The organism is Streptomyces sp. NBC_01497 (genome assembly GCF_036250695.1).
Lineage (GTDB): Bacteria > Actinomycetota > Actinomycetes > Streptomycetales > Streptomycetaceae > Streptomyces.
In genome coordinates this window covers 629,688-650,790 of record NZ_CP109427.1, presented here as the reverse complement: position 1 = coordinate 650,790, position 21,103 = coordinate 629,688, and the positions used below count along the sequence as shown (strand labels likewise).

Here is a 21,103-nt window from a genome sequence, read left to right as displayed (position 1 = left end):
AGGCGGTGCGGGCCCGCACCAACTCGCCCGCCGGTGCCCGCCTCAGGCGTATGCCGCCGCCGCTCGCTCGGCGAGGACCAGGAGACGCCGGGCGGACGCGACCACGGCGGCGTCCACGAACCGGCCGTCCGGCAGCGCGGTCGCACCGGGTGCGGCGGCCGCCGCGTCGACCGTCTCCCGCGCGGCGGCGATCTCCGCCGCGCTCGGCAGGAACGCCCGCTCGATGACCGGCAGCTGGCGCGGGTGGATGGCGGTGCGGCCGAGCAGTCCGAGCGACCGGCCCTGCCGGCAGGAGGCCTCCAGGCCCTGCAGGTCGCGCACGTCCGGGTAGACGGACTGCGCGGGCGGCGCGAGTCCCGCCGCCCGCGCCGCGACCACCGTACGCACGCGGGGCCAGGACAGCGCCTCCTCGCCGGTCAGGCCGAGGTCCGCGCGCAGGTCGGCCTCGCCGAGCGCGATGCCCGCCACGGCGGGGTCGGCGGTGGCGACGGCGAACGCGTTCTCCACCCCGAGCGCCGACTCCAGCAGCGGGTACAGCGGGGGTACGGGCCGCCCGGCGTCCGCCATCGCGTCGCGCAGCGCGCCGACGACGGCGCTGACGTCCGCAGCGGAAGTCACCTTCGGCAGCCGCAGCCCGCCGACCCCGGGCAGTCCCGCCAGCGCGGCGAGATCGGCGCCGGCCTCCGGGCCGTCGAGGGCGTTGACCCGGACGTGCACGGCGGCCGGTCCGCCCACCGGGGCCGACAGCAGCTCGGCCGTCGCGTCCCGCGCGTACCCCTTGCGCTCCGGCGCGACGGCGTCCTCCAGGTCGATCAGGACGACGTCGGCGCCCGACCGCATCGCCTTCTCGACCACCCCGGGCCGGTCGCCGGGCACGTAGAGCCAGGTCAGGTACGGGATCGCCGGGGCGTCCCGTGCCGGTACGGCGCCGGTACGGCGTGTCGTGGTGTTCACAGCGTTCCCTTCTCCCGCAGCTGTTCGATCTCCGGCCCGGCCAGGCCGAGTTCGTTCAGGACGGCGTCGGTGTCCGCGCCGTGCGGGCGGCCCGGCCAGCGGATGGCGCCCGGGGTGCCGGACAGCCGGAACAGGACGTTCTGCATGCGCAGCGGGCCGAGTTCGTCGTCCTCGACCTGTGCCACCGTGCCCAGCGCCGCGAACTGGGGGTCCTCCATGACGTCCCGGACGTCGTAGATGGGCGCGACGGCGGCCTGCGCCTCTTCGAAGGCGGCCACCACCTGGTGCCGGTCGTGCCGGGCGATCCACCCGCCCACCGCCGCGTCGATCTCCTCCGCGTGCTGGGCACGGCCGGTGCCGGTGGCGAACCACGGCTGCGTCACGAGTTCGGGACGCCCGACGAGCCGCAGGACCCGCTCCGCCACCGACTGCGCGGACGACGAGACGGCGAGCCATTTCCCGTCGGCCGTGCGGTACGTGTTGCGGGGCGCGTTGTTGACGGACCTGTTGCCCGTCCGCGGCTGGACGTAGCCGAGCTGGTCGAACCAGAGGAGCTGCGGTCCGAGGACGGCGAGCATCGGCTCGATGATCGCCAGGTCGACCACCTGCCCCTCGCCTGTCCGCTCGCGTCCGGCGAGCGCGGTCATCACCGCGTACGCCGTCGCCAGCGCGGCCACCGAGTCGGCCAGGCCGAACGGCGGCAGGGTCGGCGGCCCGTCCGGCTCACCCGTGGTGGCGGCGAACCCGCTCATCGCCTCCGCGAGCGTGCCGAACCCGGGGCGGCGGGAGTACGGACCGAACTGGCCGAAACCGGTGACACGCGCGAGGACGAGCCGGGGGTTGACGGCGGACAGGTCCTCCCAGCCGAGCCCCCATTTCTCCAGCGTGCCGGGGCGGAAGTTCTCGATCACCACGTCGGCGGTCGCGGCGAGACGCAGCAGGACGTCCCGGCCGCCGGGCGTGGACAGATCGAGCGTCAGGTTCCGCTTATTGCGGCCCAGGTGCTTCCACCACAGGCCCACGCCGTCCTTCGCGGGGCCGTGGCCGCGCGAGGGGTCGGGCCGCCTGGGGTGCTCGACCTTGATGACCTCGGCGCCGAAGTCGCCGAGCATCGTCGCGGCGATCGGCCCCGCGAACAGCGTCGCGAGGTCGAGGACGCGCAGCCCGGTGAGCGGACCGGGGGCCGACCCGCCGGGCCCGTCGGCGTGCCCGGGTGCCCCGGACGGGCCGCGCGTGTCGGACCCGTCGACCGACGCGGGCGCCCCGGGCGTGTCGGGGACGCCGGGCCCAGGTGACCGGGCGCTGTCGTCACTGCGGGGTGCGTGCATGGCGGGTACCTCGGCTTTCGGGGCGGGGAGGGAAAGCTCACGGCGGGCGCTCACGGCGCACTCGCGGCGAGGCGGTCGATGTCCGCGCGCCGCGGCATGGACGAGGACGCCCCGTGCCGCTGTACGGACAGCGCGGACGCGGCCGTCGCCCAGGCGAGCGCGTCGGGGGCGGGCCGGCCCTCGCCCAGCGCGACCGCGAGCGTGCCGACGAAGGTGTCGCCCGCGGCCGTCGTGTCCACGGCCGTGGTCCGGCGCGCGGGCACCACGAGCGGTTCTGCGTCCCGGCGCGCGTACAGGCAGCCCTCGGCGCCCAGCGTCACCACCACCTCGGGTACCCGCTCCAGCAGCGCGCGGGCCGCCCGAAGGGGTTCCCGGTGGCCGGTGAGCGCTGCCGCTTCGTGCTCGTTCGGCACCAACAGGTCCACCAGGGACAGCAGTTCGTCCGCGAGTGGCTGGGCGGGTGCGGGGGTCAGGACCGTTCGGACGCCGTGTGCCCGCGCGGTCACCAACCCGGCGAGCACTCCGTCCAGCGGCAGTTCGAGCTGGAGCAGCAGCGCGTCGGCCGCCGCCACCACCCGTTCGTCCTGTGCGGTCAGGGCGGTGACGGTGCCGTTGGCGCCCGGTACCACGACGATCGCGTTGTGCCCCTCGCCGTCCACCACGATGTGTGCCGTTCCGCTCGCGCCGTCCACCGTGCGCAGGGCCGCCGTGGACACGCCCGCGTCGTCCAGGACGCCACGGAGCCGGGGACCGAAGTCGTCGTCGCCGACCGCGCCGATCATCGTGACGTCGCCGCCCGCGAGGGCCGCGGCGACCGCCTGGTTGGCCCCCTTGCCGCCCGCGACCGTACGGAACGACTCGCCGGTGACGGTCTCGCCGAGGCCCGGCGCGACCCGCGCGTACGCGACGAGGTCCATGTTCGTGCTGCCGAGGACCGCGATCCTCGCCCGGGGCGCGCCGGATGTGTCGTCCGGTCCGGGCGCGCCGGTGGTGACCGTCATGAGGTGGCCTCCTGGGACCGTCGTCGTGTGCCGGGGTCCGCGCCTTCGGGAGCCCCGGCCGGAACGTCGGCCAGAGCGGCGGTGCGTTGCGCCAGCGTGTCGAAGCCGATGCCGTCGAGTCCGCCGACCGTTGTGGCCAGCCGGTTCTTCAGCGGGCCGGTCCAGCGCCGGGGCAGTTCGGCGGGGGAACCCGCCAGCAGCCCGGCCACCGACCCGGCGGTCGCACCGTTCGAGTCGGTGTCCCAGCCGCCGGACACGACCCGGCACACCGAGCCCGTGAAGTCGCCGTCGGCGTGGGTCAGCGCCGCGGCCAGCAGCGCCACGTTGGGCAGGACGTGCACCCAGTGGTAGTGGCCGTAGGCCGCGTGCAGGTCGTCCACGACGGCGGCGAACCCTTCGAGGGTGCCGGACGGTTCGGCGCGGGCGGCGTCGATCCCGAACCGTACGGCCGCGGCGAGCCGCGAGCCCGGCGGGACGACGGCCAGCCCCGCGGCCAGGCAGGCGTGCACGTCCGCGCCGCCGCCCGCCGCGTACGCCACGACGGCCGCCGCGAACATGGCGCCGTAGACGCCGTTCGCGGTGTGCGTGAGCACGGCGTCCCGCCAGGCCGCGTCGGCCGCCGCCACCGGGTCGCCGGGGCGGGTCCAGCCGAAGACGTCGGCGCGGATGAGCGCCCCGATCCACTCCCGGAAGGGGTTGCGGCGCGACGCGGTCTCCGGCGGCTCGACGCCCTCCAGCAGATTGCGGTACGCGACCCGCTCAGCGGTGAAGGTCCGCCCGGCGGGCAGTTCCGCGAGCCACAGCTCCGCGATGTCCGACGTGCGGAAGCCGTGCCCGTGGCGTTCCAGCGCCAGCAGTCCCAGCAGCGGGTAGTTGAGGTCGTCGTCCTCCGGCATACCGTCGATGTTCTCGGCGAGCGAGGTGGGCCGGCTGCGGCGGTTGAACGGGTACCGCTCCGCGATCGCGGGGTCGAGCCCGACCTCGGTGAACCACGTGTCCAGCGGCCAGTTGCCGGTGGAGGCGGCGATCGCGCGGATCCCGTCGAGCGGCAGTTTCTCCACGGGCTTTCCCAGCAGACAGCCGGCCGCCCTGCCGAGCCACGCCGCTTCCAGCCGGGCGGCCGGCGGTCCCGCGAGGGGTGCGTACGGCTCCGGCGCGCTCCGCAGGGCGCGGATCGCGGCCAGGTCCGTGGGCTCGGCGGCGGCCGACGGGCAGTCCAGTGCGGCGAGTTCGTCGAGCAGATCGAGGGCGAGGGTCCGCAGGGCGGGATCGCCGGGCCCCGGTGAGGCGCCGGCCCGCTCCGGTGCGAGCGCCCCGCCGGCCGCGAGCCACCGCTTGTGCACGCTCGCGGCGTCGCGGCCGTCCTCGGCCGCCTGCCGCAGCTCGTGGCCGACCAGGTCCTCGGGTTGTACCCAGGTCAGACGCAGCACGTCACGCCACCCCGGCCAGCTCGGCGAACGCTTCCTCGTGGGTGCGGCGCCGCTCCGTGTCCTTCGCGAACACCTCGCGGGTGACCGCGGCGAGCTCGGCCGCCGGGCCGTGCAGGTCGAGCCGGCTGGCCCGGATCACCTCGTCGGCCCACTCGGCGGGCACCGCCCCGCCGCCGCCGAGCGCGCCCACGATCGCGCCGCTCATCGTGGCGATCGAGTCGCAGTCCCGGCCGTAGTTGACCGAGCCGAGCACCGTCGGCCGGTACGCTCCACCGCCGACCAGCAGCATCCCGAGCGCGAGCGGCAGCTCCTCGATGCTGTGCAGCCGCGAGGGGCGGCGCGCGCCCAGCGACGGCTCGCGGTAGCGGGGCCCGACCGTGTCGTAGGGAGCGACCGCCTCGCGCAGCGGGACGAGCGCCTCCTCCCAGTCGTCGTACGCGCCCGCCCGCTCGCAGACCGCCTCGATCGCGTCGCGGGTGCCGTCCTTCGCCAGCCGCAGCGCCGCGCCGACCACGCTCGACGGGGTGGCGCCCGGCGTGAACGCGGCGGCCACCGCGGCGGCGAACACCCCGGCCGCCTCGCGTCCGTAGGACGACTGGTGCGGCGCGGCGACCTCCAGCGCCTCGGCGTACGCGGCGTCCGGATGGCCCGCGTTGACCACGCCGACCGGGGCCATGTACATCGCCGCGCCGCAGTTGACGATGTTGCCGACCCCGGCCTCGCGCGGGTCGACATGCCCGTAGTGCAGGCGCGCGACGATCCACTTCTCGGCCAGGAAGATCCGCTGGAGCGGCAGGGCCTCGGCTTCCAGCTCGGGGATCCAGCGGGGGTTGGTGATGAGGTCGGGCACCAGGTGGTCCGCGACGCTGTACGCGTCGAGATGGTCGCGGACCGTCGTGTACACGCGCACCAGCGCCTGCGTCATCAGGGTGTCGTCGGTGACGTGCCCGTCACCCTTGTGGTACGGCGCGATCGGCCGCGCCGTACGCCAGTCGTCGCCGTAGAAGGGGCCGACGATGCCCTGGACGCGACCGCCGTGGCGTTCCTTGATCTGCTCCGGTGTCCAGCCCTCGACCGGGCCGCCGAGCGCGTCGCCGACCGCGGCGCCGATCAGGCATCCGGTCACGCGGTCCTCAAGAGTCGGTTTCATGGGGCGTGGGGTCCTTCCGTGGCGGTGTGCGGGGGGCGCGCGGTGTGGTCCACGCGGCCCGTGGGAGAGGTGGGTTGGAGAGGGCCGGCCGGGCCGGCGAGCGCGGTGGGGCCCGTGTGAGGGAAGGGACCCTCCGGCTCGGTGCGGCCCGGCGAACCGCTACGCCCGGCGGCGACGGCGACGCCTGGGGACGCGTCCGCGAACCGTGACCCCGGCGTGTACGGGACGGCCGTCGGCGCCGCCGCGGTGAGCTGGTCCGCCAGGTCGACGAGGTCGTACCCGGCCAGGCGCGGCAGCGCACACCCCGCGAGGATGCGGCAGGTGTCGCGCCAGGCCGCGGGCAGTGCGCCCGCACCGCCGACGGCGCCCGCGAGGGCACCGGCCAGCGCGGGTGCCGAGTCCGCCACCCGTGACATGCACGCGGCGGCGGGCACGGCCTCCACGACCGCCCCGTCCGAGGCGATCAGCAGGGCGAGCGCGGCCGGCACCGTCTCGGCCGCGGCGATGCCGTAGCTGTACACGTGGTCGATGATCTGGTGTTCGAGCAGCGGGATCAGGCCGAACGCCCGGCCCGGCGCGCCCCGGTCGCCCGCACGGGCCAGCGACACGGCGTGCGCGGCGTTGCGGGCGATCTCCGAACCGGCCGGGAGTTCGGCGAGCGCGCCCTCGACACACGTCTCGGGGTCCGCCCCGGCGAGCGCCAGCGCGACCGCGGCGGCCATCGCCCGGGCGCCGTGCACGCCGTCGCCGTCCTGGGTGTACCGGGCGTCGAACTCCGCGAGGTCCGCTGCCGCCGCCGGGTCGCCCGGATGGACGACGGCGAGTACACAGGCACGCACGCAGGCCGCGTCGTCGAAGAAGTGCGGGTTGTCGTGACCGGTCGCGGGCGGCCGAAGGCCGGTCGCGAGATTGCCGAGCCCGGCCCGTACGGAGATCCGGGCGCGCAGCGGGATGATCGCGGACTCCACCTCGGGCGCGCGGGCCGCCGCCGAGGAGATCTCCGAGGCGAGTGACATCCACGCCAGGTCGACGGCGGCGCGGACTCGCCGGTCCCGGCTCTGGTCGCCGAGTTGCCCGCCGCGCGAGGCGAGCACGGCCAGGGCGGTGTGGGCGGCCCACTCGGCGTCGTCGGACGGGCCGAGCCGCAGCGGTTCCGGCGGCTGGTTGAGCGCGATGGGCACGGGCAGCGTGGTCGTCTCGTTCTGTTCGGCGAACGTGTCGAGTTCGCGGGTGAGACGGCGTGTCCACTCGGGCATCCGCGCGGCCCGGTGGCGTGCCGCGGGCCAGCCGGCCGCGTCTCCGGCCGCCAGACCCAGCAGCATCCCCGCGACCCGGTCGCGCGGCGTGGCCTCGGGCCCTTCGCCGAAGGCGCCGGGGACCGAGGCGGTGGCGGTGGTCCCCTGCGCCCGGGGTGCGGCGGCGCTCATGAGGCGGCCCGCCCGCCGTGGCCCGGCATCCGGTCCCCGTCGCCGTCGGGCGCAAGGAGGTCCGCGACGTCGCGTACGTGATGACCCGCCATGGCGGGCAGGCAGGAGCCGCGCACCGGGCGTACCGCCGACGACCAGCGCTCCGGGATCGCGCCGAACCCGCCGAGCGCGCCGGCGAGGGCCCCGGCCACGGCTGCTGTCGTGTCCGCGTCCCGCCCCATGTTCACCGCGCCCAGCACGGACGCGGCGAAGTCGCCGCCCGCGAGGGCGAACGCGCCGAACGCCAGGCCGACGGCCTCGGGCGCCAGGTCGGTCCACGGGTAGCCGCCGATGACGACCGTGCTCCTGAGCGCCCGTTCCCGGTCCAGCCTGCTCAGTGACGGATCGCGCCGCAGCCGGCGCGCCGCGGTGACGGCGCGCCGCAGCGAACGCGAGGTCCACGAGTCCTCCGGCACCACCGAGAGGGCCGCGGTGATCACGGCCGTGCCGTCACCGCCGCCCATCGCCGCGGCCACACCCGCCGCGACGGCCTGGCCGCCGTAGATGCCCTCGCCCTCGTGGCTGACCGTGCCGTCGATGGCGACGAGCCGGGCCGCCTCCGCGGGCCGGCCCGCCGCGAACACACCGAACGGCGCGGCGCGCATCACGAGGCCGTCGCTCCAGGCGTGCCGGTGCTGGGCGGTGATGGGAGCGGCGAGGCCCCTGCGCAGGTTCTCCAGGGTGCCGCGCTCGCTGAAGCCCGCCCCCCGGAAGGCGCCTTCGTTGATGTCCGCGATCCACACGTGCCAGGCGGCCTCCACATCGCCGACGGTGAGCGCGGAGCCGTGTCGGGCGAGCAGCAGCCCGGACAGGATCGCGTACTCGGTGTCGTCGGTGCCCGCGGGGTCGTCCGAGACGAAGTCCTCGATACGGCCCCAGCGTTCCCTGATCTGGGAAGGCTTCATGTTCTCCGCCGGTGCGCCGAGCGCGTCGCCGACGGCGAGCCCGGTCAGAGCGCCGCGGGCCCGGTCGCGGGCGCTGCCCGGCGCGGGCGGCGGAAGGCGCGGTCCCCGGTCGGGCGGGGTGAAGGGTGAGGAACCGGATGTGGCGGGGGCGGGCGATGGATCGCGAGGGGTGGGGGAGGAGTCACAGAGGGTGGGGGAGGCGGAGGGTGCGCTCATGCCGTGCCGTTCCTGGTGCGTGGTGGTGCTGAGTGGTTCGTGGCGGTGACCTCGGGGTGGGGCGCCGGCGGCCGGGGGGTCGTCCCCGGCCGCCGGCGCGTCAGTCCCGGTAGCGGTCGAAGATGCGGTTGCCGTCGCGGACGAGCCGGCTGCGCAGCCCGTCGAGGTCGGTGCCGCCGCTGTAGTACTGCTGGAGGGCGGGCGTGGCTATCTTGTCCTTCCACTCGGGGTAGCCCCGCATCCCGAGCACCGGCGAGGCCGTCAGGTGGCTCGCCACGGCGACTCCGGTCGACCAGCCGTCCTTGGCGGTGGTGATCGACGGGGCGCGCAGCGCGGCGTCCCCGGTCGGCACGAGCCAGTCGCCGCGGGCCAGTTCGACGAGGTGCGCGTTCTGCGTCATGAAGGCGATGAAGGCGGCGGCCTCCCGGGGATGCGCGCACGACTTCGACACCGACAGGGTCTGCGGGCTCACTCCTTGGGCGCGCCCGCCGTCCGTCGTCCCCCGGCCGGTGGGCAGGGGCAGTGTCACCCAGTCGAAGTGGTCCGGCGCCTGCTGCTGTACCTGCTGGCGGTAGGAGAAACCCAGCGGGAGCAGTGCGTACCGTCCCGCGAAGAAGCCCGGCAGGGTGTCGCCGCCGCCCATGCCGAGCGCGCTCGGCGCGGCGGTGCGGTCGGTGTTGACCTGCCGGTGGATGAGTTCGGCGAACGCGGAGTCCGCGGCGTCGAAACGCACCTCCGGTGTGCCGTCCGCTCGCTTGTAGAGGACCCGGCCGCCGTTGCCCATGGACAGGTTCACCGTCGCGTTGACCGGCGCGTTCATCGCCCAGGCGGTGCCGAACCGCTCGGCCCGTCCACTTCCGCGGCGGGTGAGTTCCTTCGTCGCCTCCTCGAACTCCCCCCAGTTCCAGGGTCGTTCGACGGTCGGCAGGGCGATTCCGGCTTTCTGCAACAGGGACCGGTTGGCGATCAGCACCCAGGGCTCCTGCAGGAACGGCACCCCGTACAGGCCTCCCTTGAACCGCGATGTCGCCCACGCCGAATCGGGGATGCGGCGGCGGAGGTCCGCCGGGATCAGGCCGGTGAGGTCGGCGAGGTAGCCGCCGTAGCCGAAGTCCGTGAGGTCGATGGCCTCGTCGTGGATGATGTCCGGCGCCGCGCCCCCCTCGAAGGAGGTGAGGAGCTGGTCGTGGACGTTGTCCCAACTGCCCTGGACGTACCGCACCCGGACCTCGGGGTGGTCCCTGTTCCACTGGGCCACCAGGGCCTTGTTGGCGGCCAGCGACTCCTTCTGCCAGGCGAGCGAGAGGAAGTCCAGCGTCGGAACGCCGGAGCTGTCGGCACCACAGCCCGCGAGGAGCGACGACGAGGCGGCGGCGGCGGTCGCGGCCGCGCCCGCCAGCAGCGTACGGCGGCGCATCAGCCCTTCACCGCCCCGGTCATCGCGCCGCTCACCAGGCGCTTTTGGAGGAACGCGAAGAACAGCAGGCTCGGTACGGTGGCGAGCACGGACGCGGCGGCCAGCGGACCGAGGTCGGCCGCGCCCTCCGCGCCCAGGAAGTGGGTGAGGATCACGGACATCGTCTGCTTCTCGGGAGATTTGAGCAGGACCAGGGCGAAGAAGAACTCGTTCCACGCGGTGACGAAGGAGAACATCAGCGTGGCCACGAGTCCCGGCATCAGCAGGGGCAGGACCACACTGCGCAGGGTGCGCAGCCGCCCGCAGCCGTCGATCGAGGCCGCTTCCTCCAGCGAGACCGGCACCGCCTTCACGTACCCCTGGAGCATCCACAGCGCGAACGGCAGGTTCCACACCACGTACACGATGACGAGGCCGGGCAGCGAGTCCACGAGGTGCAGGTTCTTCAGCACCAGGAACAGCGGGATGATGACCAGCACGAACGGGAACATCTGGCTGACCAGCACCCAGCCCGTGCCGAGCCTGCTGACGGCCGAGCGGAAGCGCACCATCACGTACGCGGCGGGCACCGCGACCGCCACTGACACCACGGCCGTGACCACGGAGACGAGCAGGCTGTTGAGCGCCGAGCGCAGCAGCGGCTGCTCGTCGATCGCGGTGCGGAAGTTGCCGAGGGTCGGGTGGTGCGGCAGCCAGGTCGGGTCGACGGACCCCAGCTCCTGCGGCGACTTGAACGCCGTCGAGAGCAGCCACAGCAGGGGGAAAGCCAGGAACACGACGTAGCACAGGAGCGCCAGGTACTGTCCCGCGCGGCCGGCGGCACGGCGGCCGCGGCGGCGCGAGGAGCGGACGGGCCGGGTCTTCCCGGGCGCCTTCGCGGGCGTGTCCCGCAAGGGGGCTGCGGTGCTGCTCACTGGTCTGCCTCCTTGAGACGGTTGCGCAGGAACACGGTCAGCAGGACGGCGATCACCGCGACCATCACCAGGCCCATCGCGGCGGCGTAGCCGAACTGCCCGTACTGAAAGGCCTCTTGATAGGCGAAGAGGGTGGGCAGCCGGGTCTTGCCGCCGGGCCCGCCGTTGGTGAGCACGTAGACCAGACCGAACGAGTTGAAGTTCCAGATGAAGTCGAGCGCCGTGATGGACAGGACGACCGGTTTCATCGCGGGCCAGGTCACCGCCGTGAAGCGGCGCCAGAACCCCGCTCCGTCGAGCGCGGCCGCCTCGTGCAGTTCCGCCGGTACGTTCTGGAGACCCGCCAGCAGCACCACCGTGGTCTGCGGCATCTTGGCCCACACACCCACCACGATCACCGCGGGCAGTGCCAGGGTGAGGCTGGAGAGCCAGTCGATGTTCCCCGACGTCAGGTGCAGGTCGCGCAGGGTGCTGTTGAGGATGCCGGAGTCCGGGTTGTAGACCAGCCGCCACATGATGCCGACGACGACCTCCGGCATCGCCCAGGGCACCAGGACGAGCGTGCGGGTCAGCCAGCGGAAGCGCAGGTTCTGGTTGAGCAGGGAGGCGAGCCCCATGGACAGCAGGAACTGCAGGGCCGTCACGCAGACCGCCCAGATGATGCCGATCTTGAAGGACTGCCAGAACAGCGAGTCGAGCCGGAGGTCCGCGAGGTTGCGCAGGCCGGTGAAGGACGTGGAGCGCGTCACCCCGGACTGCGCGTCGGTGAACGCCAGCCCGAGACCGTACAGCAGCGGGCCGACGCTCAGTACGAGGACGGGGATCAGCGCGGGCAGCAGCAGGAACCAGGCGTCCCGCTCCAGGCCGAGCATCCTGCGCCGGGCGGCGGGGGTGCGGGGCCTCGGCGGACCGGTGCCGTCCGTGGGGCGCGTGGCGAGCTGCGCGCTCATATGGTGCTCCCCGCGCAGGCGGTGGACGCGTCCGGTGTCCGCTCCCGTGCCGCCGTGGGGGGCGCCCCCGTGCGGGCTCCCGAGTGCCCGGGCCCGGCGGGTACGCAGCGGGCCGCGCGGTCGCCGCGGGTCCCGGCGTCCGCCGAGGCCGCCCCGGCCCCCCCGGTGGAGGCGCGGACCACCAGCCGGGGTGCGACGGTCACCCGCCCGACCCCCGCAGCGTCCCCCGAACCGGTCGCGGGCGCGCCGCCCTCCAGCCGGGCGACCAGCATCTGGGCGGCGAGCCGCCCGCGTTCGCCGGAGCCGAGGTCGACGCTCGTCAGCGCGGGGTGGCCGGCGCGGGCCAGCTCGCTGTCGTCCATCCCGACGACCGCGAGGTCCTCGGGGATGCGCAGGCCCCGGTCCTGCGCGGCGTGCGCCGCGCCCAGCGCCAGCTGGTCGTTGGCGCAGAAGACGCTGTCGATGCCGAGGCCGGCGTCGAGCAGGCGGTGTGCCGCCGCGGCGCCCGCCTCCACGGAGAAGTCGGTCGTGACGGTGAGCGCCTCGTTCACCGCGAGTCCCGCCGCCGCGAGCGCGGTGCGGTAACCGGCGGCGCGGTTGGCGCCGGGCACGGTGTCGGCGGGGCCGTTGACGAAGGCGATCCTGCGCCGGCCGAGAGCCACCAGATGGCGCACCGCCAGCACCGCTCCGGACACCGAGTCCGCCCGCACGCTGTCGACGCGTGCCCCCTGCGGCAGTGAACCGATCACGACGACGGGTCCCGACGCCGTGGTCAGCGCGGCCAGATGCTCCTCGGTGACCCGGATCGGGCAGATGATCAGCCCGTCGCTGGTGCGGTCGGCGAGGCTGCGCACCACGTCCAGTTCGTCCTTCGCGACGGCATCCGTGGAGTGCAGCAGCAGCCGGTATCCCAGCGGTTTGGTCACCGCCTGTATCTGGCGCACCATCGAGACGTAGGCCGGGTTGCCGATGTCCGGCATGGCGAAGGTGAGTTGCCGGGTCCGGCCCCCCTTGAGCGACCTGGCCACCTTGTTGGGCACGTAGCCGAGTTCCGCGGCGGCCTGCTCGACCCGTCGTACGGTGTCGGGGCGAGCCCCGTGACCATTGAGAACGCGGGATACGGAGGCGATCGAGACCCCCGCTGCCGCGGCGATGGTCTCCACGGTCGGTGGCCCGCCCGAACTCGTCATGATCGCCCCTTCGCAGATCAACAGGTCGCCTCCATGCGGACTGAAAACGTTTACAGTTGCGGCATCGGCCGCCGCCCGCAGGAGGAGTGGTTTCCCACATGTTGCGTTCGCGTTTCACTGTCCGTCAATGGAATGTGAACTGTGTCCCACAGTTGGGTGCGTACTTGACGCCGCGCGCCGGCCATGCAGAGAAGGGGTGTTCCGGCGCAGGTGGGGTGCGGCGCCCCGGAGGTCCGGCGCCCCTGCCCGGTGGCTGAGGCCGCCTCAGCGGCGGGGCGGCGTCACCACGGGCAGGACGAGGCCGGGCGGCCACCCTGGAGGCCTGCGTCCCGCGCGCCGGGCAGCGCCGGACCGGGGCCCGGCGGAGCCGCCGCGCCGGACTGGGGCCCGGCGGCCCGTCCGTACTCCGGCCGAGGGGTGGCGGGGATTCGCCCGGCGAGGGTGTCAGGGCGCGGGAGTCCCCAGCGACGCGCGCAACTGCCGGGTGGCGCGCGGCATGTTCCACCCGAGGACGCCCGTGACGATCCCCTTCTCGTGGTACACCGCCGCGAACCTGCCCTCCTGCGGGGAGCCTTCGACGACGGCGAGAGCAGCGTCCTGCGTCCAGCTGCCGTACGCCTGCAGCTTCACGTCGTACTGATCGGTCCAGAAGTACGGCACCGGCGCGTACGGCGTGCCCTTTCCCAGGAGCGTCCGCGCGGCGGCGACGGCCTGCTCGGTGGCGTTCATCCGGTGCTCGACCCGCAACCGCCGGCCCCCCAGCTCCGGGTGCGGCCAACTCGCCACGTCGCCGGCCGCGACCACGCCGGGGGCGGCCCGGCAGAGATCGTCGCAGTCCACTCCGTTCGTCAGTGACAGACCGCTGTCCGTGAGCCAGTCCGTCGCGGGCACGGAGCCGATCGCCACGAGGACCACGTCGGCGGCCACGGCAGGGCCGTCCGTCAGCCCCACCCCGGTGACCCGTCCGTCGGTGCCGTGCAGCGCGGTGACGCCGGTGCCCATCCGGACCGCGACCCCGTGTGCCCGGTGCAGGTCGGCGAGCAGAGCACCGACGCGCGGCCCGAACTGGCGCACCATGGGGGCGGGCAGCGGGTCGACCAGGGTCACGTCCAGTCCCAGCGTCCGCGCCACCGCCGCCGTCTCGGCTCCGAGGAACCCGGCGCCGACCACCACCACGGACGCCGCCGAGAGCAGGCCCTCGCGCAGCGCCAGCGCGTCATCGGCGGTCCGCAGCAGATGCACGCCCGCCAGATCGTGCCCGTACGGCAGCGGTCGAGGCGCCACGCCGGTGGCGAGAACCAGCCCGTCGTACGGCAGGCGGGCGCCGTCAGTGAGGGTGAGCGCCCGCCCGGCGATATCCAGGGCCCCGGCGGGCACGCCGAGACGCCACGTCACGTCCGGCGCGGCGGGCAGCACGACGCGCTCCGGCGCCCACCGTCCGTCCAGTACCTGCTTCGACAGCGGGGGCCGGTCGTAGGGCATCCGGTCCTCGGCGCCCACTACGGTGATGCGGCCGTCGAACCCCTCCCGGCGGAGGGTGAGGGCCGCGGTGTTCCCGGCGGCGGACGCGCCCACGACGACGATGTCACGCAGGCTCACGACGCGACCGCCCGGACGCCGGGGGCGTGCGCGGCGACGGGGCCCGTGGCATGGAGCGCGAGCGGTGCGCGCCGGCTGGACGCGGCACGCCGCTCCTTTTCGACGATGGAATCGGTCACGTAACGTCCCTCTCTGTGGGGGCGGTTGGCTCGGTGATCACTGACCGAACCGGATTACCACGGGACGGGGGGCTCCGCCACACCGCATGGCGCTCCGGTCGTGGTTCGTGATCTTCGTGCCTGAGTTCGTCGCTGTCCCGTCGCCCACGCTGGTCTGCTACGGCTGCCTCTGTCGATCGCAGGAGTGGACACACAGGTGGTGGGCGTCGGCGGGGTCGCCCGCACGTGAGCAGGACGTCATGTCGAGCAACCCGGACGACCCGCGATCATGCGCGCTGCGCACCCCTTAGGACGCCACTGCGTGACGGTGCGCCCTGGCCTACTGGTGAGGTCCGCCTGCTCTCGCTTCCCCTGTGATCGACGGCTCCCGCGCACGCCGTCGCCGGTCCGATGCCCCCACCGCAGTCACGCGCCCGATCACGGGATCGGCCGCCCCGGACAGGCATCAAGCGGCCGAAACGCCCCAGCGAAGCCGACAAGCGCCCCGGGTGGAACCATCCTTCGTCGCGCGGCCGTTGGCGATCGGGCCCGGGGCCGGCGCGGGGGGAGGCGCCGGCCCCGGAGCGGAGCGGCCGGGGGCGGGTGGTGCGGCCCCGGCAGGTGGTGGTGGATGAGGAGGACGGTCGGATCCGTACGTGGTGACCGGCGAGGGTGGCGGAGGCAGGCGAGGGTGGCCGTCGGGACCGAGGCGGCGCCGGAGAAGCGGGTGCCGCGCGAGAAGTGCGATGCCCGGGCGGGGGTGCCCGCGGGAGGGGGCCGGCGCCCGCCGGGCGGTCAGGGGGCGGGTGGGAAATACGTGGTGTCCACGATCTTCGACAGGTCGAGCTTCGAGACGCCGGGTGTCTTGGCCAACGCGTCCTTGGACGTCTGGAGTTGGGCGACGGTGGGCGTGGGCCGGGACGGCAGCACCTCCTTCGCGAAGTACTCCCAGGTCTGCTTGAGTGCCGTCGGATCGTTGATCTTCAGGTGCTTCGACAGCTCGCTCTCGGCGTACGTCTCGTCCGACTTCTCCCGGGCGATGGCCTGACTCAGGGCCGTCATGAACTTCTTGATCTGCCCCTTGTGGCCCGCCGCGTAGGCCGTCGTGGTCGCGAGGCCGACGTTGGACGTGGGGATCTTCTGCTTGGCCAGGTCGAGCAGGCTGTGGTAGCCCGCCGCCTCGATCGGAGCGGACGCCGGCGGGTGGGACAGGGCCGCGTCCACACTGCCCGCGATGAGCGCGTTGTTGACGTTCGTGACGGAACCGAGCGACACCAGACGTACGTCGTTCGGTGTCAGCCCCAACTGCTTGAGCGCGGCCAGTGTCGCCACATACACCGATCCGCTGCTCGTGGTGATGCCGACCCGCTTGCCCTTCAGCTCCGACGCCGTCTTCACCTTCGCGTAGAACTGGTACGGGAAGACCGGTGTCAGCGTCGCGAGATAGCTCACCTTCGCCCCTGACGCGGCGCCGGAGACCATCTCGGACGCGCCGATCGATGCCATCTGGGTCTGTCCCGAGATGAGGGCGGGGAAGCCGTCGGAGCCGCTGAGGCTGGTGAGCGTGACATCGAGTCCCTGCTTCGTGAACAGCCCGGAGTCGGCCGCGATCCACAGCGGCAGCTGGTCGGCCACGAGTTGGCTGTAGCTGACGGTCATCTTCGTCGTGCCGCCGCCCGTACCGGCCGCGCTCCCCGCGCTCGTGCCCGGTGCGCAGGCCGCCGCCGCGAGGGCCAGCGCCCCCGCCGCCGCCGTGAGGCCGAGCGTCGAGCCGTACTTCCTGCTGTTGGGCATGGTGCCTCTTTCGGGGTCGGCCGGTGTCAGTCGGAGGTGTTGCGCCAGGAGTCGAAGTGCCGTTCCACGCGCTGGAGAAGGGCGTTGAGAGTCACGCCGGTGAGGGCGAAGATGAACAGCCCCGCGAAGACGACGGACGTCTGGAACTGCTGTCCTGCGTTGTTCATCAGCATGCCGACGCCCGCCTGGGCACCGCTCAGTTCGGCGACGAACACACCGATCAGCGCTTGGCCGACGGCGAGCCGCAGGCCGCTGATGACGAACGGCACCGTGCCGGGCAGGGCGATCGTGCGGAAGATCTGCAGGTCCGTGCCGCCGAAGCACCGCGCGACGCGCAGCACCGCCGGATCCAGGTTCCGCACCCCGCTTGCCGCGTTGATCAGGATCGGGAACACCGCCATCAGGAAGACGATCATGATCTTCGAGGAGTCACCGATGCCGAGCCAGATGATCAGCAGGGGGGTGAGCGCGATGCGCGGTGTGGCGTAGAGGAAGCTGACGAACGGGCTGAGGATCCAGGAGAGCCGCCGGTACCACCCGATCAGCATGCCGACGGGCAGACCCACCAGGGTCGCGAACACCAGGCCGAGCAGCAGTTCCCGCCCGCTGGTCAGCAGGTCCGTCCAGATGGCGCTCGTGCTGAAGAGGTTCCCGAAGGCGGTGATGACGTCGCCGGGCCCGGGCAGGACGATCGCCGGCCGCACGCGCAGCAGTGCCAGGACCTCCCACAGGGCGAGGGCCGCCACGACCGCCGCGGTGCCGTAGGTGTACTGGGGAGGGGGGCGCCGCCTGCCGGAGGCGCGCCGTGTCGTCCCCGGAGCGGGTTGTCGGGGCTCGACGCGTGTGGTGACGGCCATGTCAGGCGGTACCTCCGTTCGCGGCGGGGGCCGCCTGGCCGGCCGCCGCACCGTGCAGGGTGTCGGAGATCTCCTCCACCAGCGCCTGGAACTGGGGGAGTTTGCGGATGCGCTGGTCCCGCGGCCTGGGCAGCGGGATCTCGATCTCCTTGACGATGGACCCCGGGCGCGGGCTGAAGACGCAGACCCGGTCGGCGAGGAACGCGGCCTCGGTGATGTCGTGGGTGACGAAGAGCGCGGTGACGTTCCACTCGACGCAGATGCGCAGGAGTTCTCCCTGCATCACCTCGCGCGTCTGCGCGTCGATGGAGGCGAACGGCTCGTCCAGCAACAGGATTTCGGGTTCCACGGCAAGGGCACGGGCCAGATTGACCCGCTGCTGCATCCCGCCGGACAGCTGGCCCGGGTGCTGGTCCGCCGCCCCTGACAGGCCCACCAGATCCAGGAGTTCGCGGGCCCGCTCGCGTGCCTGGGCGCGCTTGAGACCCCTGCCGAGTTCGAGGCCGTAGGTCACATTGTCCAGCACACTGCGCCACGGCAGCAGGCTCGCGTGCTGGAACACCATGGCCCGGTCGGGGCCGGGGCCGGGGATGTCGCGGCCGTCCACCGTCAACGAGCCGCCGGTGATGGGGAGAAACCCGGCGACGGCGTTGAGGAAGGTCGTCTTGCCGCAGCCGGACGGGCCGACGATGCAGACGAAGTCGCCTTTGTGCAGGGTCAGGTCGACCTGCTCGACCACGCCGCCGGCCTCCGGCCCCTCGGTCGATCCGGGCTTGCGGTAGTCGATGCTGACGCCGTTCGCCTCCAGGTGGGTGGTGCGAAGTCCCTTTGCCGCGCCGTGCGTTGACGGCTCGTGCGCAGGACCGGACCGCGGCGTCGAGTCCTGCGGGGAGCGATGGGTGCTGGGAGACATGGCCGTGGAGTCTAGGTCTGAACATCAGACCATGCAATGGATCCGCACCCTTGAAAAGGTCAGACGGTTAGCCCCATCATCGGTCCACCACGAGAGCCAGCCGAATCGGCCCGGCACAGGGCCGCGGCGACAGGAGGCCCACAGTCATGCCGAATCTGCCCGGCGACGTCATCCAGAGCGATCTGCGCAGTTTCATCGAGGCCGTCGACGACCACGGTGAACTGGAGGTCGTCTCGGGGGCCCACTGGGACAAGGAGATGGGCGCGGTCACCGAGGTGCTCTACCGGCAGAAGGTGGAGAAGTCCCCGATGCTGGTGTTCGACCAGGTGCCCGGCTATCCGGACCAGAACCGCTGCCTCTACGGCATGTTCGGATCACCGCTGCGCCTCGCCCTGGCGCTCGGCATGGAGCCGGAGGCCTCCAGGAGCCGCGCCGAGATGCTCACCACCTTCCGGAAGGTCATCAAGAAGGGGTTCGACCGGATCCCGCCGAAGACCGTGGACGACGGCCCCGTCCTTCAGAACGTGGTCAGCGGCGACGACATCGACCTGCTGTCGATGTTCCCCGTGCCCGTCCACCACGAGCTCGACGGCGGCCGGTACATCGGCACCGCCTGCGGTGTCGTCACCCGGGACCCCGACACCGGCCGGGTCAACCTCGGCACCTACCGCGTCCAGGTGACCGGGAAGAACACCTGCGCCTCGTACATCTCCAACGGCAAACAGGGGCGCATCCACCGGGACAAGTACCTGAACGCGGGCAAGCCGTGCCCCGTGGTCATCATCGTCGGCATGGACCCCGTGACGTACCTCGCCTCCGGCTACACCCTCGCCGACCAGGTCCCCGAACTGGAGTGGTGCGGCGGCCTGATGGGCCGTCCGCACGAGGTCATCGAGGGCGAGCTCACCGGGCTGCCCTTCCCGGCCCGCTCGGAGATCGTCCTGGAGGGCGAGATCCTGCCGGACGAGACAGTGGAGGAAGGACCGTTCGGTGAGTGGCACGGCTACTACGCGGGCGAGGCCAAGAGCGAACCCGTCGTCCGCATCAATCGCGTCTACCACCGCGACAATCCCATCCTGACGTGCGCGGCAAGCCAGAAGCCCCCGCACGCGCACCTCTTCGAGCGGTGTTTCCTGCGCTCCGCCGCGCTCCTTGACTCACTGGAGGGCGCGGGCATCCCCGACGTCGTCAGCGCCTGGGCCCACCAGGCCGGATCGGGGCGCACCTTCGTGGTGGTGTCCGTCAAGCAGCGCTACTTCGGCCACTCCACCCAGGTCGGGCTCGTCGCCTCCCAGGTCAACCCGGTCGGCTACGTGGGCCGGTGGATCGTGGTGGTGGACGACGACATCGATCCGAGCGACATCCACGAGGTCATCTGGGCGATGGGCACCCGATGCGATCCGAAGACCATGACGACCACACTGAGCCGGACCTGGTCGTCCCGGCTCGACACCCTGGTCACCGACTACGACCGGCTCTACAACTCGCGCATGGTCATCGACGCCTGCATCCCCTACGAGCGCCGCGACACGTTCCCCACCGTGGCCCAGAGCTCCCCGCGACTGGCGGCGCAGGTACGCGCCAAGTACCCGCACCTGTACCGGTGAAGAGCGCCGTGGCACCGGCCGGACGAGAACAGTGGTGAGGGAGAGGGACATGGCAGGTACGGACGGGAACAGGCCGCGACTCGTGGTCGGGGTGTCGGGCTCCAGCGCGCCCCAACTCGCGGTGACGTTCCTGGAGATCGCCCGGGAACTCGGCACCGTCGAGACCCATCTCGTCATGTCGGCGGGCGCCCGGCTCAGCATCGAACGCGAACTGCGCCAGGACCCGTCGGAGGTCGAGAAGCTCGCCGACGTCGTCCACGACACACGTGACCTCGGAGCGGCCGTCTCCTCCGGCTCGTTCGTCACGCTCGGCATGGTCGTCGTGCCGTGCTCGATGCGGACCCTCGCGGCCGTCGCCACCGGCAACTCCGACAACCTCCTCGCCCGCGCCGCGGACGTCACCCTCAAGGAACGGCGCCCGCTGGTGCTGGTGGCACGCGAGACGCCGCTCAACTACATCCACATCGAGAACATGAAGCGGGTGACGCTGGCGGGCGGCACCATCCTGCCGCCCGTGCTCTCCTTCTACCACCAGCCGCGGACCATCGAGGACCTGCTGCGCCAGACGTGCGGGAAGATCCTCGACCAGTTCCATGTCGCCAACGAGACGTTCCCCCGCTGGACCGGCTGACGCCACCGCCGCGCCCCCGAGGGGCCGTCGCCGGCCCGGCGGCGGCCCCGGCGCGTGTCAAGATGCCCGGGTGACAGACGACATCTCACCGCTCGTGCGCCAACTCGACCTCGCACCGCACGTCGAGGGCGGCTGGTTCCGCGAGACCTGGCGCACCGGGGCGAGCGCGACCCCCGACGGCTACCCGGGCCCCCGTGCCTACGCGACGGGCATCCATTACCTCCTCCACCCCGGAGAGCGCTCGCGCTGGCACCGGGTGCGTTCCGACGAACTGTGGCTGTGGCACAGCGGCGGCCCGCTCCGCCTGCGTTTCGGCGGTCAGGAGGCCACCCCCGCCGAGCACACGACCCGGCTGCTCGGTATGTCCGTCGCGGCCGGCGAACGGCCCCAGATCCTCATCCCGGCCGGCGAGTGGCAGGCGGCGGAACCCGCGGGAGACGAGCCGGTCCTCGTGTCGTGCGTCGTCGCCCCCGGCTTCGACTTCGCGGACTACTCCGAATACGACGGCGACCCGGCCTGAGCCCACCGGGCACCCGCGCCCCGCCCGGGTGTGCTCCGTCCGGTCCTGCCCGACAGAGCGACGACGGCAGGCGGCCCGGCGGCGGGCGCGAAGCGCCGGGCTCACCTCGACGCATCGGTCCGTGGGCTCCCCGCGCACGGGCGCACGGCCCGCACGGGCGCAC

General features: G+C 73.1%; 19 protein-coding genes. 3 read left to right on the top strand and 16 right to left on the bottom strand.

Going from position 1 to position 21,103, the window contains the following annotated elements; all coding sequences use genetic code 11:
- Positions 1–42: 42 nt before the first annotated feature.
- From OG310_RS02865 to OG310_RS02790, 16 genes are all read right to left on the bottom strand, one after another.
- The gene (locus OG310_RS02865) at positions 43–954 is read right to left on the bottom strand and encodes an HpcH/HpaI aldolase/citrate lyase family protein (RefSeq protein ID WP_443078535.1); all 912 of its coding nucleotides are present in this window, start codon (positions 952–954) and stop codon (positions 43–45) included.
- Positions 951–2,282 carry a CaiB/BaiF CoA transferase family protein gene (locus OG310_RS02860; protein WP_329454278.1) on the bottom strand — a complete coding sequence of 444 codons (1,332 nt, stop codon included), beginning with the start codon at positions 2,280–2,282 and terminating at the stop codon, positions 951–953. The genes OG310_RS02865 and OG310_RS02860 overlap by 4 nt, the downstream gene beginning before the upstream one ends.
- A 50-nt stretch (positions 2,283–2,332) precedes the next feature.
- Positions 2,333–3,283: a ribokinase gene (rbsK, locus tag OG310_RS02855; protein WP_329454277.1), complete on the bottom strand. Its 951-nt coding sequence runs from the start codon at positions 3,281–3,283 to the stop codon at positions 2,333–2,335.
- Positions 3,280–4,713 (bottom strand): ADP-ribosylglycohydrolase family protein, encoded by a 1,434-nt coding sequence (locus OG310_RS02850; protein WP_329454276.1) that lies wholly within the window; start codon positions 4,711–4,713, stop codon positions 3,280–3,282. The genes rbsK and OG310_RS02850 overlap by 4 nt, the downstream gene beginning before the upstream one ends.
- Position 4,714: 1 nt before the next feature.
- Positions 4,715–5,863, bottom strand: a complete 1,149-nt coding sequence (locus OG310_RS02845) for an ADP-ribosylglycohydrolase family protein (RefSeq protein WP_329454275.1) — start codon at positions 5,861–5,863, stop codon at positions 4,715–4,717.
- Positions 5,860–7,290 (bottom strand): ADP-ribosylglycohydrolase family protein, encoded by a 1,431-nt coding sequence (locus OG310_RS02840; RefSeq protein ID WP_443078534.1) that lies wholly within the window; start codon positions 7,288–7,290, stop codon positions 5,860–5,862. Before OG310_RS02840 ends, OG310_RS02845 begins: the two co-directional genes overlap by 4 nt.
- A complete protein-coding gene (locus OG310_RS02835) occupies positions 7,287–8,450 on the bottom strand; it encodes an ADP-ribosylglycohydrolase family protein (RefSeq protein ID WP_329454274.1) in 1,164 nt (387 codons plus the stop codon). Before OG310_RS02835 ends, OG310_RS02840 begins: the two co-directional genes overlap by 4 nt.
- A 100-nt stretch (positions 8,451–8,550) precedes the next feature.
- Positions 8,551–9,867 (bottom strand): ABC transporter substrate-binding protein, encoded by a 1,317-nt coding sequence (locus tag OG310_RS02830; RefSeq protein WP_329454273.1) that lies wholly within the window; start codon positions 9,865–9,867, stop codon positions 8,551–8,553.
- A complete protein-coding gene (locus OG310_RS02825) occupies positions 9,867–10,664 on the bottom strand; it encodes a carbohydrate ABC transporter permease (protein ID WP_329459999.1) in 798 nt (265 codons plus the stop codon). Before OG310_RS02825 ends, OG310_RS02830 begins: the two co-directional genes overlap by 1 nt.
- A gap of 113 nt (positions 10,665–10,777) precedes the next feature.
- Positions 10,778–11,731, bottom strand: coding sequence for a carbohydrate ABC transporter permease (locus OG310_RS02820; RefSeq protein ID WP_443078533.1), 954 nt, complete (start codon positions 11,729–11,731; stop codon positions 10,778–10,780).
- Entirely contained in the window at positions 11,728–12,921 is a 1,194-nt protein-coding gene (locus OG310_RS02815; RefSeq protein WP_329454272.1) for a LacI family DNA-binding transcriptional regulator, read from the bottom strand. Before OG310_RS02815 ends, OG310_RS02820 begins: the two co-directional genes overlap by 4 nt.
- Before the next feature lie 444 nt (positions 12,922–13,365).
- The gene (locus OG310_RS02810) at positions 13,366–14,520 is read right to left on the bottom strand and encodes an NAD(P)/FAD-dependent oxidoreductase (protein WP_329454271.1); all 1,155 of its coding nucleotides are present in this window, start codon (positions 14,518–14,520) and stop codon (positions 13,366–13,368) included.
- Positions 14,517–14,639 carry a hypothetical protein gene (locus OG310_RS02805; protein ID WP_329454270.1) on the bottom strand — a complete coding sequence of 41 codons (123 nt, stop codon included), beginning with the start codon at positions 14,637–14,639 and terminating at the stop codon, positions 14,517–14,519. Before OG310_RS02805 ends, OG310_RS02810 begins: the two co-directional genes overlap by 4 nt.
- Before the next feature lie 774 nt (positions 14,640–15,413).
- Positions 15,414–16,412, bottom strand: coding sequence for an ABC transporter substrate-binding protein (locus OG310_RS02800; protein WP_329454269.1), 999 nt, complete (start codon positions 16,410–16,412; stop codon positions 15,414–15,416).
- Between the two features lie 26 nt (positions 16,413–16,438).
- Entirely contained in the window at positions 16,439–17,269 is an 831-nt protein-coding gene (locus tag OG310_RS02795; RefSeq protein ID WP_329454268.1) for an ABC transporter permease, read from the bottom strand.
- Between the two features lies 1 nt (position 17,270).
- A complete protein-coding gene (locus tag OG310_RS02790) occupies positions 17,271–18,182 on the bottom strand; it encodes an ABC transporter ATP-binding protein (RefSeq protein ID WP_329454267.1) in 912 nt (303 codons plus the stop codon).
- 146 nt (positions 18,183–18,328) lie between these two features.
- Between OG310_RS02790 and OG310_RS02785 the strand changes: the two genes are divergently transcribed.
- The 3 genes from OG310_RS02785 (at position 18,329) to OG310_RS02775 (ending at position 20,940) form a co-directional block, all read left to right on the top strand.
- The gene (locus OG310_RS02785) at positions 18,329–19,789 is read left to right on the top strand and encodes a UbiD family decarboxylase (protein WP_329454266.1); all 1,461 of its coding nucleotides are present in this window, start codon (positions 18,329–18,331) and stop codon (positions 19,787–19,789) included.
- A 49-nt stretch (positions 19,790–19,838) separates the two neighbouring features.
- Positions 19,839–20,420, top strand: coding sequence for a UbiX family flavin prenyltransferase (locus OG310_RS02780; RefSeq protein ID WP_329454265.1), 582 nt, complete (start codon positions 19,839–19,841; stop codon positions 20,418–20,420).
- 70 nt (positions 20,421–20,490) lie between these two features.
- Positions 20,491–20,940 carry a cupin domain-containing protein gene (locus OG310_RS02775; RefSeq protein ID WP_329454264.1) on the top strand — a complete coding sequence of 150 codons (450 nt, stop codon included), beginning with the start codon at positions 20,491–20,493 and terminating at the stop codon, positions 20,938–20,940.
- Positions 20,941–21,103: the final 163 nt, after the last annotated feature.